Below are 15841 nucleotides of genomic sequence, written 5' to 3' on the forward strand. Positions count from 1 at the left end.
TCGCCATCCAAGTCCCAAGCAGATTGCGCGAGTTTGCAGCAGTGATGTTGACCGCCTATGACGTCTGGCTCGACGCTGAATGAGTCGCGCAATCCGAAGCAACACAGCAGACAGGAGAGCAGCCGTGAAGCTAACGTTCCTTGGTAAGAACTCCCAGGGGGGAGAGTGCCCGACCCTCTACGCCACGGACCGGGACACGTACCTCGTCCAAGGCTGGAGGGTCTTCGCGAACGACCTGCTGATGCAGCTCAACATCGGCGAGGGCGAGACTGTTGTGGAGGTGCCCACCGAGCTGTTCGAGCACCTGGAACAGGACGGGCTCCCCTCCGGGCAGTTCAAGCGTCTTGAGGACCCCCTGATGGTCCTCACTCCTGGGGGTACGTACGTTGTGCAGGGCCAGGAGGTGACAGACGCCGAGGCACTGGCCCAGATGGACATCCCGGACTACGAAACCGTGGTCGAGGTCTCCAAGACCGCGATCACCGCGCTACTGGAGGAACCGCGTGGAGTTGATCTCCAGCGTCGAGCGGAACCGGCTGTTTGACAGCTGTGCACACGGCGCCTTCCACTTGGAACTGAGGGACGACTACTCAGTTCCGGTTGAGGACGGCCCCTACGCGAGTTGGCTCCGCGGCGAGCCCTTGGACCACTCGTTTATGGAGCCGTGGACCGAACTCGTGCGGGGCGTTGCCGATGCCGGCAGGACGATGCGCCGGGTGCGTGTCATCACCCAGCCACACACTCCGTACATTCAGTGGGAGTACCTCACTGCCCATGTCAATGAAGAGGCCGGCGAATCCGTCAGGTGGCATCCCCGGCACACGTTGCCCGAGGGGCTCACCTTCCCGGTCAGCGGGCGGGACTGGTGGTTGTTCGATGACTCGATCATCGCTGTGGGGCACTTCGACGAATCGGGACGGTTCCTGGGGAACGAGCTGATCGACACCCCTGCCGTCGTCGCCGAATGCGTCCGCATGCGCGATCAACTCTGGGCCTCTGCCATCCCTCACCCCGAGTACAAGCCCTGATCTCTCCGTGAACAACCAAGCACAAGAGACTCGACAGGCGCTGGGGGCCCGGCTCCGCGGATACCGCAAGGACGCGGGATTCAGCAGTGGCCGGGCCTTCGCCGCTGCGACGGGCTGGCAGGAATCCAAGGTCTCTCGCATCGAGAACGGCAAGCAAAACGCTTCCGAAGAAGACATCCGCGTCTGGTGCGAGTTGACTGGGCGTAAGGCCGACATCGGGGACCTGGTGGCGACAGTTCGCCACATTGATGAGCTGTGGTCGGAGTGGCGAAGGCTGCTCCAAAGCGGGGCTGAAAGCCGCCAGAAGCAGTCTCTGCCGCTCTACAAGAAGACCAAGGTCTTCCGCATCTGGGAGCCAAACGTTGTCTGGGGCACGCTTCAGACGGCCGACTACGCCGAGGCCATTTTCGATGAGGTGTCCCGCCTGTATGACACTCCGGGGGATATGGAGGCCGCCGTAGCGAAGCGGCTCGAACGACAGCAGTACCTGTACCAGGGCGACCGGATCTTCAACGTTCTCCTGGGAGAGCAGGCCCTCTACTCGAACCACGGCGGCTCCGGAGTCATGAGAGCCCAACTTGACCGGCTATTGGCCGTATTGGCGCTTCCTCGGCTGAGCTTGGGCATCGTCCCTCGGTCTGCGCCACTCATCACGTGGATTGGCCATGGCTTCGTGATGTTCGACACCAAGCGAGTCATGTTGGAAACGTTCTCTGCGGAAATGGTCGTGACTCAACCCCGGGAAATCGATATTTATATGAGGGTCTTTGAATCTCATAGGCGATCTGCGGTGTACGGGCAGACTGCTAGGGATCTGATACTGGCCGCAGTTCACCATTTTGACCGGATGGCAACCACTGAAAGGATTTGAGATGGCAGCGAAGCCCGAATGGCGCACAAGCTCCTACACCAAGTCAGATAGTTGCGTAGAAGTTGCCGACAACGATCCTTCCCGGGTCTTGGTACGGGACACTAAGTTCCGAGAGGTCGGTCATCTGAGCCTAAATCCTCCGGCCTGGGGGAAGTTCATTGGAGCTGTAAGGAAGATACGTCCGTAGAACACCAAGGGGTGCCCCTGACAGAGGCGGGTAAAAAATACCAAGATTGAGGATCTGCCCGATGGATCTGAAGAGCTACACCCACGCCGACGCGCAGAACGTACGCTCTCTGCTGCTGGATATCCACGACGAGGCATACGCCGACGACCCGGACCCGTTCCACTCGCGTGAGCGCTTCTCCTACTTTGTTGACCTCTGGTCCTCACGGGAGGACTGGCGGTGCATTGTGGGCTGGGAGGAAAGCGGCCCGGTCGGCTATGCCTACGGCTCCCTGTTCAAGCCGGGTGGCTGGTGGAAGGGGCACGTTCGCCCTTCCGACCTCAGAGGCTCTGTATTCGCCCTCTCCGAACTCATGGTGATCCCCACATGGCGCGGCACCGGGCGGGCACAGCGGATCCATGACGCGCTGCTCGCTGTGGAATCCGCCGACCTGGCGTCACTCCTGGTGGACTCGGGGCACCCCAGGGTTCAGGCGCTCTACGAACGGTGGGGCTACGGCAAGGTCGGCGAATTCAAGCACTCCGAAGACTCCCCGCACTTCGCCGTGATGGTCCGGCAGCTCCGTACCGAGATCCCCATGGCCTCGATCACCGCCCCTCTGGAAGAGAAAAGTGGACCTGATCACTCCCGCTGAACGCGATGAGCTGTTCAAGAGCTTCGAGCGCGACGCATTTCATCTGGAGCTGCGGGACGACTACGGGTCTCCGGTCGAAGACACCCCGTACGCCCGGTGGCGAAGGGGCGAGCCGGACGATTTCAGCTGGCTGGTGCCGTGGATGCAGCTGATGAAGCGGGTGACCAGCGACGGCAGGGCCGTGCGCCGCGTTTGTGGGGCACTTCGGCTCCGAAGGGCGAGTAGTCGGGTTGGAATTGGTCCAGGAATCTGACGTCGTCGCCGAATGCGTGCGCCTGCGCGATCGGCTCTGGGCCTCCGCCACCCCTCACCCCGAGTACACGCCCTGAACGGAATCGGAAAGCAGGAGAGCCGCTACAGCCGGACGATCATCTTGCCCGTGTTGTCGCCCCGCAGGACCCCGAGGAACGCCTCCAGCGTGTTCTCCACTCCCTCCACCACCGTCTCCCGGTACTTCAGCGCCCCCGACGCGACCCAGGGGCCCACCTCCTGGACGAAGCTCGGCTGGAGGTCGTAATGGTCGCGTACGAGGAAGCCCTCGATCCGGCCGCGGGTCTGGATCAGGCGGGGCAGATTGCGGGGGCCGGGGACCGGCGCCGTGGCGTTGTACATGGAGATCGCGCCGCAGATCGCGATCCGGCCGCGCAGGTTGAGCGCGCCGATCGCGGCCTCCAGATGGTCGCCGCCGACATTGTCGAAGTAGATGTCGATGCCGTCGGGAGCCGCAGCGGCCAGTTGTTCGGCGACGGGGGCGTCCTTGTAGTTGAACGCGGCGTCGAAGCCGTACTCGTCGAGCAGGAGCTTGACCTTCTCGTCGGAGCCGGCGGAGCCGATGACCCGGGAGGCGCCCTTGAGGCGGGCGATCTGGCCCGCCTGGCCGCCCACCGCCCCGGCCGCGCCGGAGACGAAGACGACATCGCCCTCCTTGAGGTCCGCGATCCGGAGCAGTCCGGCGTAGGCGGTCAGGCCGGTCATGCCCAGGACGCCGAGGTAGGTGGAGAGGGGGGCGGCGGCCGGGTCCACCTTGACGGAGGACGAGGCGTCCACCGCGGCGTACTCGCGCCAGCCCTGGTAGTGGAGGACATGGTCACCGGGGGTCAGGCCCTCCGCGTTCGACGCCACCACCTCGCCGACCGCGCCGCCGAGCATCGGCTCACCCAGGGCGTAGGGCGCCGCGTAGGACTTCGCGGCGCTCATCCGGCCCCGCATATAGGGGTCGACGGAGAGGTACTGGTTGCGGACCAGCACCTGGCCCTCGCCGGGTACCGGGACCGGGACCTCCACCAGGGCGAAGTCCTCCGGCTTCGGCCAGCCGGACGGACGGCTGAGGAGGTGCCATTCGCGGCTGGTGGCGGGGAGTGAGGGGGTGGGGGTGGCGTCGGTCATGGGGAGGGGTGCCTTTCGGGAGGGGCAAGGGATGGGGGGCAAGGGATAGGGGCTAGGGGATGGGGGATGGGGGGCCGGGGCGCGGCCGAGTTCGGAAAGTATTTCATGTACTGAAACAACAATGCTCTTTAATATTTCAGGATGTCAAGTAACGCGCTACCCTGGACCCCATGGCCACACCCTCCACCACCCCGCACCGCCCCGACCCGCTGACCCTGGAGGTCGTCGAGCTGATCGCCGAGATGGTGGCCCGGTATCACGAGGAGTACGAGGAGGCCGCTGCCGAGCACGCGCTGACCGGGGCCCAGGCCAAGCTGCTCAGTCTGCTCTCTCTGGAGCCGCTGCCGATGCGCCGGATCGCCCACCGGCTGAAGTGCGAGCCGTCGAATGTGACGGGCATAGTGGACCGGCTGGAGTCGCGCGGGCTGGCCGAGCGCCGCGCCGACCCCGGCGACCGCCGGGTGAAGCTGGCGGCGGCGACCGACGAGGGCGTCCGGGTGGCCCGGAGTCTGCGTGAGTCCCTGCGGTTCGCCCGGGAACCGCTGGCCGGGTTGACCGATGACGAGCGGCTGGCGTTGCGGGATCTGCTGCGGCGGATGGTGCCGTAGCCTCGCCGCATGGCGACCCTCTGGGACCTTCTGAAGGACTGCATCCCCGACGACCACGCCCGTCAGGTGACCTCCCGCTACTACGTCGATCAGATCATGGCCGCGCCAGGTGCGCCCGGCGCGGTCGTGGACCTGGGCTGCGGGAAGGGCGCGTCCGCCGCGCACTTCAAGCGGTACGACCCCAAGGTGCGCTGGGTCGGTGTCGACATCCCGGACTCCCCCGAGGCGCGGCAGCATCTGCCCGGCGGGGATCCGGTGGTGCATTTCGACGGGGTGCGGCTGCCGTTCCGGTCCGGCGGGGTGCCGTTGATCTACTCCCATCAGGTCTTCGAGCATGTGCTCCGGCCGCGCGATCTGCTCGCCGAGATCGCGCGGGTGCTGCGGCCCGGCGGGGTGTTCATCGGCTCCACCTCGCAGTTCGAGCCGTACCACTCCTACAGCCTGTGGAACTACACGCCGTACGGGTTCCGGGTGCTCGTGGAGGAGGCGGGGCTGGGGCTGGAGGAGATCCGGCCCTCGCTGGACGGCGTGACACTGCTGATGCGTTCCTACCGGTCGGACGGGAAGACCGTGTACGGGCGGTACTGGAGCGAGGAGTCGCCGCTGAACTCCGAGATCGACGAGTGGGGGAAGCGGACCCGGCGGCAGACCGCGCTGGTGAATCTGCGCAAGCTGACCTACTGCGGGCAGTTCGCGTTCCGGGTCGTCAAGCCGGAGCCGGGCGCCCGCTGAGGGCCGTCTCGTCTCCGCCGGATATCGGCAAGACCGGCAGGTCCGTCGGGTCTCCGCCGGACACCGGCAGGACCGGCAGGTCCGTCTCGTCTCCGCCGGGTACCGGCAAGACCAGCAGGCAGGACGTCCGTCTCGGGGCAGCCGGATATCCGCAAGACCAGCAGGTCGTCCGTCTCGGGTCAGCCGGACACCGGCAAGACCAGCAGGTCGTCCGTCTCGGGGCAGGCTCGGACCGGCAGGGCCGTGCCTGGTCAGCCGGACAGCAGCAGGGCCGTCCAGTCATCGGCCACCCGTTCCAGGGAGAAGTTCTTCCGTACCTGGGTGCGGGCCTCCTGGCCCGCCGTGTGCCAGCCCTCGTCGCCCAGGGCGTCCAGCGCGTCCGCGATCGCCTCCGGGTCGCGGTGGATCCAGCGGCGGTCGTAGATCTCGTCGGCGCCCGGCCAGGGCAGCAGCGCGGGGACGGCCGCCGAGGCCATGCCTTCGGCGGGGGCCAGGTGGAAGCTCTCGTCGTCGCTGGTGGAGAGGATGTGGCCGACCCGGCGCAGCCAGCCCGCCACATCCGCGCCGAAGCCGTCGAAGACCACCGCGCCGGTGAGGAGGGGGGAGGTCTGCATGCGGCGGAGGATGGCGTCGAAGTGGGCGCGCTCGGACGGTTTGTTCCAGATCCACCAGTACTCCCATGGTGGCTTGGACTTGATGGCCAGATGCCAGCGGGGGTCGCGGGCGCGCAGGGCCTCCAGGACGTCCAGGCCCAGGTCCATCCGTTTGCGGCTGGGCGCGATGCCGATCATGCCGAGCCGGAAGCGGGCGCCGGGGGCCTTGGGGCGGTCGAGCTGGTCGGTGTCGACCCAGTTCGGGACCACCGTCACCTTCTCCTGCGGCCAGCCGGTGTGTTCGAGGGTGCGGCGGGCGTAGTAGGTGCTGACGCAGATCACCCGGTCGACATGGTCGATGGACACCTGGCGGGGCCAGGCCGCCTCCAGTTCGAAGCGGTGCAGGCGGATGATCAACCGGCTGCCGGGGCGCTTGTGGCGGCTGTACCAGACGGCCGCCGGGCCGCACCACTCCACGACCACCACGTCCGCCCAGTCGGCGAGTTCGCGGCTGGTGGCCGGGTCGTGGCGGGAGAGGGCGGGCCAGGCGTCGATGCGCAGTTCCAGGCCGGGGACCGCGCGGAAGTGGTCCAGGAGGCGGGTGAGGAACTTGAGGTCGTGGCCCGCCACGCCGATGCGGAGGGGGCGGCGGGCGGCGAGGGCGGCGGGCGCGGGTGGGAAGGCGCGGGTGAGGTGGCCTCGCCAGCGGTCGATGGCCGCCGTGAGGGTGTGACGGGCGGCGGCCTCGCGGCAGCGGGTGGCGGCCAGGCGGCGGCTGTCGGGTTCGCGGACGGCACGGGCTACGGCGTCCGCGGCCTCGTCGGGTCCGGCGCGGCCGGGGACGTAGAGGGGGTAGTCGGCGCCGAGCAGGGCCTCGTGGGCGGGGGTGCGGTTGAGGACGACGGGGAGGCCCAGGGCGCCGAACTCCAGCACCTTGGTGGAGAGTTCGAGGCTCGCGTCCAGCGCCGGGTCCCGCCAGCCGAGGCCCAGGTCGCAGTCGGCGGCGATGCGCATCGCCTCCTCGCGGGGCTGTCCGCCGTGGTGCACGACGCCGGGGGTGGTGGCGAGGGCGCGGGCCATGTCGGTGCGGAAGGCGGGGTGTCCGGGGTCGTCGTGGATCTTGTCGCCGACGGTGTGCAGTTCGGCGCGGACGCCCCGCTCGGCCAGCAGGGCGGGCAGCCGGGTCATGGGGAGGGTGTTCCACAGCGGGGCGAACTTGCCGGTGTAGACGAGGCGGAAGGGGGTGTGCGGGGGGTGGTCGACAACCGGCGTGGGGGGTTCGGGGACCGCGGGCGGGCTCAGGACGCATTTGCCCACCGCCTCCGGGATCCAGGTCTCCAGCAGACAGCGCAGGTCCTCGGTCTGGCAGAGGAGTCGTTGGGAGGCTTCGGCGATCCGGGTCAGTTCGGCGCGGGCCTCCTCGGTCATCTCGGCGGCGGACTGCGGGATGTCGGTGAGATAGGCCCAGATCCGGCCGTCGAACCGGCCGTCGGCGACCACCCGGGTGACCAGCCGCCGCCCGCGCAGCACCAGCAGATCGCAGGGGTCTCTCTCGTCGAGGCGGGTGAGCAGGCGGGATGCCTGGACCGGGGAGAGGGGTTTGTCGGTGACGCCGGGGACGAGTCCCTCCTCGTGCGGGCGGATCACCCGTACGCCGGGGAGTCCGGCCAGCGGGTCGATCAGACGGCCGGTGCGGACCGGCGCCTTCAGGACCAGGCGGGTCCGGCAGCCGGTTCCGGCGAGGGCCTGGACCGTGGACTGGGCCCAGACGGCGGAGCCGTCGATGAGGTTGAGGTCGACATCGCCGTAGACGAGGGCGCTGAGGGTGCGCCCCGTTCCGGTTGTTTCCCGGCTCATGCCGGTTCCTTTCCGCAGCAGGCGAACAGACGGTGGCCCCGGCGTGCCCACAGCTCGGGCGGGTCGCCGCAGACGTACAGCTCCCGGGAGACCAGCAGGGGGCGCAGTTCGGGGACGAAGGTGTAGTCGTCGCCGGCCGGGGTGGGGCCCACGGCGTCGGCGCCGGAGTACTCCTGCGCGCAGAGGAGGTCGAGCAGCAGGGTGTCCGGGCGGTCCTCGGTGGGGTCGTCGGTCCAGTCCGCGACCCAGGGGGCGAGCGGGTCGCCGGTGCGGACGGTGATCCCGGCGGCGGTGAGTTCGCCGAGTCCGGCCGGGTCGGGGACGACGACCTCGGCGGGCCGGTGCGCCTGCCCCAGCACCTGCGCGGTGAGGCGGGCGATGTCCGCACGGTCCCGGGGGTCCGCGACGACGGCTACCCGGCGGGCGTCGAGCGGGTCGGGGGCGCCGACCCGGCGGGCGAGTTCGGCCAGCCGGACCCGGGTGCCGGCGGTGCGGAAGACCTCCCGCAGCCGGTCGCGGCCGTCGGTGGCCGGGTCGAGGTCGGTGAGGGGGGTGCCGGTGTCGGTGTCGAGGACGGCGTCCCAGGCGAACCGGGTGAGTCCGGGGGCGGCGGAGGCGGGGCCGTCGCGCCACAGGACACAGGCGCGGCCCGCGATCCGGGCCTCGGTGAGGAGGTCGTTCAGCCGCCGGTCGAGGTCGGGGGCGGAGCCGGTGCCGGTGTGCGCCCAGGGGCCGTACCCGGTGCAGGCGGTGAGCTGGACGACGACGGCGTCCGGGTCGGTGCGGGCGACGATCAGCTCCCCGTCGTGCGGGAGGGTGCGGTTGACGACGGCGTCGGTGGCGAAGGCGGCGGCGGTGGGGTCGGTGAACACGCCCGCGAGGACGAGGCGGTCGCGGGGGGCGGAGGTGAACGCGCGGTGGGCGAGATGGAGACGGCCGCCGTCCAGGACCGCTTCGGGCTCGGCGGCTTTCGTGAGGGGCTTCGCGGGGGTGGCTTTGGTGGTGGCGGCGGTGGTGCCTGTTCGGGTGCGCCACAGGCCGTACAGCTCCTTCGGGAGCCGGGTCGCGCCGCGTTTCGGGGAGCGGGCGGCAAAGACCAGGGCCTTGCCTACCCTGAGCGAGGTCGAGCCCTCCAGCATCGCCACCCGGGCCTGGAGCACCTCGACCCGGTCGCGGGCGCCGCGCAGGGCGGCGGAGAGCTGGGCCTTCTCGCGTTCGGCGGCGGCGAGGCGCTCGGTGAGGCCGTCGGGGCGTTCGGCGTTCCGGCCGCCCGCCTCCCGTTCCCCGGCCGCGCGTTCCAGGTCCAGGACCCGGGTGCGCAGACCGCGCGAGACCAGGTCGGCGAGGACGTACTCGTCGGCGATCCGCAGGGCGGTGGCGAAGCCCTCGGCGGGGACCGGGCGGCCGGACCAGTCGTCGGGCGGCAGGAGGTGGTCGGTGCGGGTGAAGACCGCTCCGGCGTGCAGGTGCGTGTAGTCGAGGGGGGCGGCGCGCAGTACCTGGCAGTGGTGGGCGACCAGGGCGTCCAGGAGGCGGTGGTAGGGCAGTTCGGGGACCCGGTGGCCGAGGACGATCAGTGCGCGTCCGCCGGGGCGCATCCGCTCCAGGACGGCGAGGACGGCGGACTCGGTGCCGTGGAGGCGGGTGTCGGGGCCGTAGGAGAGCAGGACGAGGGTGCCGTCACCGACGGCGTCCGGCTCCCGGGTGAGGGTGACCCCGTCGGGCAGATGGAGGTAGGGCTCCAGGTCGAGGGCGCCGGGGGTGGCGTCCACGACGGTGGTGACGCCGTCGAGATGGGGGCGCAGCAGATCGGTCAGACGCATCAGCGGGTCCTCGTGAAGACATGGAAGCCGACCTCGTTCTCCCGGAAGCCGTACGGGGTGAAGCCGGTGTGGCCAAGGCCCAGGGGGGTGAGGACGGCGGTGTAGTCGGCGGCGGGGCGGTGGACGATGTAGGTGCCGCGCGGGCGGCGGGCGCCGCCGTTCTCGTCGGTGACGATGAGGCGTCCGGTGATCCGGACCAGGGAGGCGAGGTTGCGCAGGGCGGCGGCCCACTCCTCGTCGTCCAGGACGTGGAAGAGGACGTCGAGGCTGAGGACGGCGTCGTAGAGCCAGGGGCTGCGCCACTCGTCCAGGGCGGCGACGGCGTAGCGGGGGCCGCCGCCCTCGGCGCGGGCCCGGGTGATGGCGTGCTCGCTGGTGTCGAAGGCGTCGACGCGGTGGCCGCAGCGGGCCAGGGCGCGGGCGAAGTGGCCCTTGCCGCAGCCGGCGTCGAGGACGAAGAGGGGGGCTGTGGGGTCGGCGAGATCGCCGATCAGGGGGAGCAGGGCGCCGAGCCGCAGCGCGTAGAAGATCTCGTTGCCGGGCCGGTCGAGGCCGATGTGCCCGCCGGAGGCGAGGGTGTCGTGGTCGCGGTGACGGGTGTTCCAGTAGACGCGGTCGATGGTGCTGTCATGGGAACTGTCGGATGTCGTGGGCGCCGGGTCAGCCATGGTGGTCCAGCCAGCGGGTGATGATCCCGGCGATACGGGGGCCCGCCTCGCCGTCCCACAGGGGCGGGCCCTCGGGGTGCGGGCGGTGGTCGGCGTCGAGCACCTTGCGCAGGGCGGGGACGAGTTCGCTCGGGCCGACCAGGCGGTTGGTGCCATGGGTGACGGTGACCGGGCGTTCGGTGGTGGTGCGCAGGGTGAGGCAGGGGACGCCGAGGACCGTGGTCTCCTCCTGGACACCGCCGGAGTCGGTGATCACGGCGGCGGCGCCGCGCACCAGGCTCATGAACTCGACATAGCCGAGCGGATCCATGACATGGACGCCCGGGGCGCCGGTGAGGCCCGCCGCGCCGAGGACGGCCCGGCCGCGCGGGTGCAGCGGGACGGCGAGGTCGATCAGCCGGGCGGCCTCGGTGAGGGCGTGGACGGCGGCGCGGGCGGCCTCGGGGTCGTCGACGTTGGCGGGGCGGTGCAGGGTGACGACGGCGTAGCGCTCGGGCAAGGCGTGGGCGGCGCGGGCGGTGGCCGGGTCGAAGTGGGGGAGGTGGGTGAGCAGGGTGTCGATCATCGGGTTGCCGACCAGATGGATGCGGTCGGCGGGGACGCCCTCGCGGGCGAGGTGGCCGATGGCCTCGGGGCTGGTGGCGAAGAGCAGGGTGGCGAGCTGGTCGACCAGGCGCCGGTTGACCTCCTCCGGCATCGCCATGTCGAAGCTGCGCAGTCCGGCCTCCACATGGGCGAGGGGGATGCCCAGTTTGGCGGCGGCCAGGGCGGCGGCGAGGGTGGAGTTCACATCGCCGTAGACGATGACCAGGGCCGGGTCCCGGGCGGTCAGCTCACCCTCCAGGGCGATCAGCAGCTCGGCCGTCTGGCGGGCGTGGCTGCCGGAGCCGACGCCGAGATCGGTGTCCGGCCGGGGCAGTGAGAGCTGCCGGAAGAAGATGTCGGACATCCGCTCGTCGTAGTGCTGGCCGGTGTGCACCAGGACCTGGTCGCAGCCCGCGTCGCGCAGCGCGGCGACGACCGGGGCGGCCTTGACGAAGTTCGGCCGGGTGCCGACGACGTGGAGTACGCGCCCGTTCATGTCGTCCGTTCTCCGTTCACCGTTCTCCGATCTCCGTTCAGCTGTCTCCGGCTGGTGGCCGCGTTCTCCGGTCACCGGGTTCTCCGGTCACCGTTCATCTGTCTCCGGCCGGTGGCCGCGTTCACCGGTCACCGGGTTCTCCGGTCACCGGGTTCCCCGGTCACCGCGTTCCCCGTTCACCGGGTTCTCCGGTCACCGTTCGTCGCGCTTTCCGCCTACCGTGACGGCATGTCGAGCTATTTGCACGATTTGCGCGTATCGCGCTTTATGTCCCTCCGCGCCCTCAGTCTGGCCGCTTCCGTGGCGTGGGGCGAGTTGCGCCAGGACCCCGCGCGTGCCGCGCTGCTCGGGGTGCGGCTGCTGCCCGGGGCGCCGGACGGGCTGCGGCGGCGGCTCGCGGCCCGCGCCCGGACGGCGGGTCCGGCGGCCGTGCCGGACGGGGGGCGGGTCCCGGCGCCGCTGCCCCGGGCGGTGGTGCGGCCGGTGCCGGGGCGGGTGCTGCATCTGGTGACCAACGCGCTGCCGGTCCGGCACGCCGGGTACACCGTGCGCACCCAGAAGATCGCCGAGGCGCAGCGGGCGGCGGGGCTGGATCCGCATGTGGTGACCCGGCTGGGGTTCCCGGTGGCGCAGGGGGCGCCGGACGCCCGGCCGGTGGTGACGGTGGGCGGGGTGCCGCAGCACCGGCTGCTGCCGTGGTGGCTGCCGTACGGGCAGCGGGCGCTGCTGGCGCGCAACGCCGAGCTGGCCGGGCGGCTGGTGGAGCGGCTGCGCCCGGCGGTGCTGCATCCGGCGACCGACCACGGCAACGGGCGGGTGGCGCTGGCGCTGCGGGCGGCCTACGGGCTGCCGGTGGTGTACGAGGTGCGGGGCTTCCTGGAGGACACCTGGCTGACCCAGGCGCCGGGGCGGACGCCGGACGACCCGAGCTACCGGGCGCGGCGGGAGCTGGAGACGTCCTGTATGCGGGAGGCGGACCTGGTGCTGACGCTGGGCGCGGCGATGCGGGCGGAGATCGTGGGGCGGGGGGTGGATCCGGAGCGGGTGCTGCTGGTGCCGAACGCGGTGGACGAGGCGTTTCTGGCGCCGCCGCCGGACGGGGGGCGGGTGCGGGCGCGGCTGGGGATCGGGCCGGAGGAGTTCGTGGTGGGCACGGTCGGCAGTCTTGCTCCGCACGAGGGAATCGGGACCTTGCTCCATGCGGGTGCCGAGCTGCGGCGGCGCGGGGTGCCGGTGCGGCTGCTGGTGGTGGGGGACGGTCCCGAGCGGGCGGCGCTGGAGAAGCTGGCCGGGGAGCTGGGGCTGGGCGACGGCACGGCGCTGTTCACCGGCCGGGTGCCGCACGCCCAAGTGCGGGAGCACTACGCGGCGTTGGATGTGTTCGCGGTGCCGCGCACCGATGCCCGGGTGACCCGGCTGGTGACCCCGCTGAAGCCGGTGGAGGCGATGGCGTGCGGGCTGCCGGTGGCGGCCAGCGACCTTCCGGCGCTGCGGGAACTGGTCGAGCCGGGCCGGACCGGGCTGTTGATCGCACCGGACGCGCCTCCCTCGTGGGCGGCGGCCCTTGAAAATATGCATTACGGTCGAAATCGGTTGAAATGGGGAGCGTCCGCGCGCGAGCTGGTGGCCCGCGAACGCACCTGGACCCGGGTCGCCGAGACGACCCGCACGGCGTACCGCGCACTCGGAGGTCTCTGAGCCGCGGGGCCGCGTCGGTGAAGCCACGCCTAGCCGTGCATGGCACGGGACGGGGAGGACGCCATGCAGGTCGCCCGGAGCACACCGAGCGCGGACCCGGAACCCACCGCCGAACTCGCGGTGATCGGGCTCGGCTATGTCGGGCTGCCGCTGGCCCGGGAGGCGGCCACGGTCGGTCTGCGGGTCGTGGGCCTGGACCGGGACGCGGGGCGGGTCGCGGCGCTCAACGCCGGACGCTCCCATGTGGACGACGTCTCGGACGACGACATCGCCCGGATGCTGGCCGCCGGATTCACCGCCCACACCGACCCGGACTGTCTCTCCCGGGCGCAGACCGTGGTGATCTGCGTGCCGACCCCGCTGACCGCGGACGGCGGCCCCGACCTCAGCGCGGTCACCTCCGCCGTCGAGGCGATCGCCGCCCGGCTGCGCCCCGGGCAACTCGTCGTCCTGGAGTCCACCACCTACCCCGGCACCACCGAGGAGGTCGTCCGGCCGCTGCTGGAGAACGGCTCCGGGCTGCGGGCCGGCGACGACTTCGCGCTCGCCTTCTCCCCCGAGCGCATCGACCCCGGCAACCCCGGCTTCGGACTGCGCGACACCCCCAAGGTGGTCGGCGGCTGCACCCCCGCCTGCGCCACCCGCGCGGTCGCCTTCTACGGCAAGCTGGTGGACGAGGTGGTGCAGGCCAAGGGCACCCGTGAGGCCGAGATGGCCAAGCTCCTGGAGAACACCTACCGGCATGTCAACATCGCCCTGGTCAACGAGCTGGCGGTGATCAGCCACGAGCTGGGCGTCGACCTCTGGGACGCGATCCGCTGCGCGAGCACCAAGCCCTTCGGCTTCCACGCCTTCCGGCCCGGCGCGGGCGTCGGCGGCCACTGCATCCCCATCGACCCCAACTACCTCTCCTACAAGGTGCGCTCCTCCCTCGGCTACGAGTTCCGGTTCGTGGAGCTGGCCCAGGAGATCAACCGCCGGATGCCCGAGTACGTCGTCCGCCGCGCGCAGGACCTGCTCAACCACGCCGGGCGCCCCCTGCACGGCTCCCGGGTGCTGCTGCTCGGGGTCACCTACAAGCCGGACATCGCCGACCAGCGGGAGAGCCCGGCGGTGCCGGTGGCCCGGCTGCTGCGGCGGCGCGAGGCGGAGGTGTCCTTCCATGACCCGGGGGTCGCCGAGTGGGCGATCGACGGCGTCCCGGTCCCCCGCGCCGACGACCCGCTGACCGCCGTCGCCGACCACGATCTGACGATCCTGCTCCAGGACCACTCCGCCTACGACCTGCCCGCCCTGTCCGACGCGGCCCGGCTGCTCTTCGACACCAAGGGGCGGATCTTCCGGCCCGGTGTCGAGGTGCTCTGACCTCCGGCGCGCCACCCCCGGCGCCCCCCCGGCGCCCCCGACCCCGCCCGGGAGCCGAAAGGTGCTGCTCTGATGCGGATACTCGTGGTCACCGTCGTCCACCATCCCGAGGACGCGCGCATCCTCCACCGCCAGATCGCCACCCTGCGCGAGCACGGCCACCAGGTGCTGTACGCGGCCCCGTTCGCCGCCCGCGGGGTCACCCCGCGCCCCGATGTCGAGGGCCTGGACCTGCCCCGCGCCTGCGGCCGGGACCGCCGGGCCGCCCTGCGCGCCGCCCGCACCCTGCTGGCCGACCGCGGCCCGGAGGCGGACGTCGTGATCCTGCACGACCCGGAACTCCTGCTCGCCCTGCCCGGCACCCTGCGCCGCTGGCGCCGCGAGGGCCGCGCCCCGGTCACGGTGTGGGACGTGCACGAGGACACCGCGGCGGCGCTCGCGATGAAACGCTGGGTCCCGGCACCGCTGCGGCCCCCACTGCGGGCGGCCGTCCGGGCGGCGGAGCGGATCGCCGAACGCCATGTCCGGCTGCTGCTCGCCGAGGACGCCTACCAGAAACGGTTCCGCAGGGCCCACCCCGTGGTGCCCAACCTGCCCCTCGTGCCGCGCGCGCACCCGGCGCCGCCCGGCCCCGACCGGGCCGTCTACCTGGGCCATCTCTCCCGGGCGCGCGGCGCGCTCGATCTGATCGAGACGGCCCGGCTGCTGGCGCCCGAGGTACGGGTGGAGGCCGTCGGCGCCGCCGACCCCGATGTCCGGGACGCGCTGACCGCCGCCCACCGCGAGGGCGTCCTGCGCTGGCACGGCTACCAGCCCAACGACCGCGCCCTCGCCCTGCTCTCCGGCGCCCTCGCCGGGCTCTCCCTGCTGCACGACGAGCGCAACTACCGGCACTCCCGGCCCACCAAGGTCGTCGAGTACATGGCCCACGGCGTCCCCGTGGTCACCACCCCGAACCCGCTCGCCGCCGAGCTGGTGACCCGCCACCGCTGCGGTCTCGTCGTCCCCTACGAGGACCCCGCCGCCGCCGCGATGGCGGTACGCCGCCTGCGCACCGACCCCGACCTACGCCTCGGCTCCGCCGAACGCGGCCGGGACGCGGCGCTGGCCGAACTGGACTGGACGGAGCGGGGGGCGGAGTTCGTGGACTGGTTGGAACGGTGGGTTAAGGAGCCGGAGGGTGGGGGGGTGGGGTGGTAGGTGGGGGGGCTGGCGTGGTGGCGGGGGTTGGCGTGGTGGTGGGTGGGGGGGCGCTGGCGTGGTGGCGGGGGTTGGCACGGTGGCGGGTGGGGGGCGCTCGCGTGGTTGCG

The 15841-nt window shown here is 71.4% G+C and carries 17 protein-coding genes; 12 read left to right on the top strand and 5 right to left on the bottom strand.

The features are described from left to right. The first annotated feature begins 124 nt into the window (after window positions 1-124). The 7 genes from ABZX40_RS25070 (at window position 125) to ABZX40_RS25100 (ending at window position 3049) form a co-directional block, all read left to right on the top strand. The gene (locus ABZX40_RS25070) at window positions 125-544 is read left to right on the top strand and encodes a hypothetical protein (protein WP_355731928.1); all 420 of its coding nucleotides are present in this window, start codon (window positions 125-127) and stop codon (window positions 542-544) included. Beyond that, window positions 504-1028 (top strand): DUF6879 family protein, encoded by a 525-nt coding sequence (locus tag ABZX40_RS25075; RefSeq protein ID WP_355731926.1) that lies wholly within the window; start codon window positions 504-506, stop codon window positions 1026-1028. The genes ABZX40_RS25070 and ABZX40_RS25075 overlap by 41 nt, the downstream gene beginning before the upstream one ends. Before the next feature lie 7 nt (window positions 1029-1035). Beyond that, the gene (locus ABZX40_RS25080) at window positions 1036-1899 is read left to right on the top strand and encodes a helix-turn-helix transcriptional regulator (RefSeq protein WP_355731924.1); all 864 of its coding nucleotides are present in this window, start codon (window positions 1036-1038) and stop codon (window positions 1897-1899) included. A gap of 1 nt (window position 1900) precedes the next feature. Then, entirely contained in the window at window positions 1901-2086 is a 186-nt protein-coding gene (locus ABZX40_RS25085) for a DUF397 domain-containing protein (protein ID WP_355731923.1), read from the top strand. Window positions 2087-2147: 61 nt separating this feature from the next. After that, window positions 2148-2720 carry a GNAT family N-acetyltransferase gene (locus tag ABZX40_RS25090; protein WP_355731921.1) on the top strand — a complete coding sequence of 191 codons (573 nt, stop codon included), beginning with the start codon at window positions 2148-2150 and terminating at the stop codon, window positions 2718-2720. Next, window positions 2698-2973, top strand: coding sequence for a DUF6879 family protein (locus ABZX40_RS25095; protein WP_355731919.1), 276 nt, complete (start codon window positions 2698-2700; stop codon window positions 2971-2973). The genes ABZX40_RS25090 and ABZX40_RS25095 overlap by 23 nt, the downstream gene beginning before the upstream one ends. Next, window positions 2915-3049 (top strand): DUF6879 family protein, encoded by a 135-nt coding sequence (locus ABZX40_RS25100; RefSeq protein ID WP_355731917.1) that lies wholly within the window; start codon window positions 2915-2917, stop codon window positions 3047-3049. The genes ABZX40_RS25095 and ABZX40_RS25100 overlap by 59 nt, the downstream gene beginning before the upstream one ends. A gap of 25 nt (window positions 3050-3074) precedes the next feature. Here the strand turns inward: ABZX40_RS25100 and ABZX40_RS25105 are convergent, their stop codons facing one another. Then, window positions 3075-4106 carry an NADP-dependent oxidoreductase gene (locus ABZX40_RS25105; RefSeq protein ID WP_355731915.1) on the bottom strand — a complete coding sequence of 344 codons (1032 nt, stop codon included), beginning with the start codon at window positions 4104-4106 and terminating at the stop codon, window positions 3075-3077. 170 nt (window positions 4107-4276) lie between these two features. Between ABZX40_RS25105 and ABZX40_RS25110 the strand changes: the two genes are divergently transcribed. Then, window positions 4277-4714, top strand: a complete 438-nt coding sequence (locus ABZX40_RS25110) for a MarR family transcriptional regulator (protein ID WP_355731913.1) — start codon at window positions 4277-4279, stop codon at window positions 4712-4714. Between the two features lie 9 nt (window positions 4715-4723). Next, entirely contained in the window at window positions 4724-5446 is a 723-nt protein-coding gene (locus tag ABZX40_RS25115; protein ID WP_355731911.1) for a class I SAM-dependent methyltransferase, read from the top strand. Between the two features lie 251 nt (window positions 5447-5697). Here ABZX40_RS25115 and ABZX40_RS25120 read toward each other — a convergent pair whose 3' ends face one another. From ABZX40_RS25120 to wecB, 4 genes are read right to left on the bottom strand one after another with little or no spacing between them, the layout of a single operon-like run. Then, the gene (locus ABZX40_RS25120) at window positions 5698-7896 is read right to left on the bottom strand and encodes a glycosyltransferase (RefSeq protein ID WP_355731909.1); all 2199 of its coding nucleotides are present in this window, start codon (window positions 7894-7896) and stop codon (window positions 5698-5700) included. Next, on the bottom strand, window positions 7893-9719 hold the full coding sequence (locus ABZX40_RS25125) for a hypothetical protein (protein ID WP_355731908.1): 1827 nt from the start codon (window positions 9717-9719) through the stop codon (window positions 7893-7895). The genes ABZX40_RS25120 and ABZX40_RS25125 overlap by 4 nt, the downstream gene beginning before the upstream one ends. After that, entirely contained in the window at window positions 9719-10387 is a 669-nt protein-coding gene (locus ABZX40_RS25130; protein WP_355731906.1) for a methyltransferase domain-containing protein, read from the bottom strand. The genes ABZX40_RS25125 and ABZX40_RS25130 overlap by 1 nt, the downstream gene beginning before the upstream one ends. Beyond that, window positions 10380-11468 (bottom strand): UDP-N-acetylglucosamine 2-epimerase (non-hydrolyzing), encoded by a 1089-nt coding sequence (gene wecB / locus ABZX40_RS25135; protein ID WP_355731904.1) that lies wholly within the window; start codon window positions 11466-11468, stop codon window positions 10380-10382. The genes ABZX40_RS25130 and wecB overlap by 8 nt, the downstream gene beginning before the upstream one ends. 228 nt (window positions 11469-11696) lie before the next feature. Between wecB and ABZX40_RS25140 the strand changes: the two genes are divergently transcribed. The 3 genes from ABZX40_RS25140 (at window position 11697) to ABZX40_RS25150 (ending at window position 15731) form a co-directional block, all read left to right on the top strand. Beyond that, window positions 11697-13166 (top strand): glycosyltransferase, encoded by a 1470-nt coding sequence (locus ABZX40_RS25140; protein ID WP_355731902.1) that lies wholly within the window; start codon window positions 11697-11699, stop codon window positions 13164-13166. 63 nt (window positions 13167-13229) lie between these two features. After that, a complete protein-coding gene (locus ABZX40_RS25145) occupies window positions 13230-14531 on the top strand; it encodes a nucleotide sugar dehydrogenase (RefSeq protein ID WP_355731900.1) in 1302 nt (433 codons plus the stop codon). Window positions 14532-14603: 72 nt separating this feature from the next. Next, complete coding sequence (locus ABZX40_RS25150) at window positions 14604-15731, top strand: glycosyltransferase (protein ID WP_355731898.1); 1128 nt, start codon at window positions 14604-14606, stop codon at window positions 15729-15731. Window positions 15732-15841 lie beyond the last annotated feature (110 nt).

Source organism: Streptomyces sp. NPDC004610 (genome assembly GCF_040609715.1).
In the GTDB taxonomy this organism is placed as follows: domain Bacteria; phylum Actinomycetota; class Actinomycetes; order Streptomycetales; family Streptomycetaceae; genus Streptomyces.

Excerpts from the sequence above, each read along its gene's own strand:
- ABZX40_RS25085 (WP_355731923.1), top strand. The coding sequence starts at position 1,901 with ATGGCAGCGAAGCCCGAATGGCGCACAAGCTCCTACACCAAGTCAGAT.
- ABZX40_RS25090 (WP_355731921.1), top strand. The coding sequence starts at position 2,148 with ATGGATCTGAAGAGCTACACCCACGCCGACGCGCAGAACGTACGCTCT.
- ABZX40_RS25105 (WP_355731915.1), bottom strand. The coding sequence starts at position 4,106 with ATGACCGACGCCACCCCCACCCCCTCACTCCCCGCCACCAGCCGCGAA.
- ABZX40_RS25110 (WP_355731913.1), top strand. The coding sequence starts at position 4,277 with ATGGCCACACCCTCCACCACCCCGCACCGCCCCGACCCGCTGACCCTG.
- ABZX40_RS25115 (WP_355731911.1), top strand. The coding sequence starts at position 4,724 with ATGGCGACCCTCTGGGACCTTCTGAAGGACTGCATCCCCGACGACCAC.
- ABZX40_RS25120 (WP_355731909.1), bottom strand. The coding sequence starts at position 7,896 with ATGAGCCGGGAAACAACCGGAACGGGGCGCACCCTCAGCGCCCTCGTC.
- ABZX40_RS25125 (WP_355731908.1), bottom strand. The coding sequence starts at position 9,719 with ATGCGTCTGACCGATCTGCTGCGCCCCCATCTCGACGGCGTCACCACC.
- ABZX40_RS25130 (WP_355731906.1), bottom strand. The coding sequence starts at position 10,387 with ATGGCTGACCCGGCGCCCACGACATCCGACAGTTCCCATGACAGCACC.
- wecB (WP_355731904.1), bottom strand. The coding sequence starts at position 11,468 with ATGAACGGGCGCGTACTCCACGTCGTCGGCACCCGGCCGAACTTCGTC.
- ABZX40_RS25140 (WP_355731902.1), top strand. The coding sequence starts at position 11,697 with ATGTCGAGCTATTTGCACGATTTGCGCGTATCGCGCTTTATGTCCCTC.
- ABZX40_RS25145 (WP_355731900.1), top strand. The coding sequence starts at position 13,230 with ATGCAGGTCGCCCGGAGCACACCGAGCGCGGACCCGGAACCCACCGCC.
- ABZX40_RS25150 (WP_355731898.1), top strand. The coding sequence starts at position 14,604 with ATGCGGATACTCGTGGTCACCGTCGTCCACCATCCCGAGGACGCGCGC.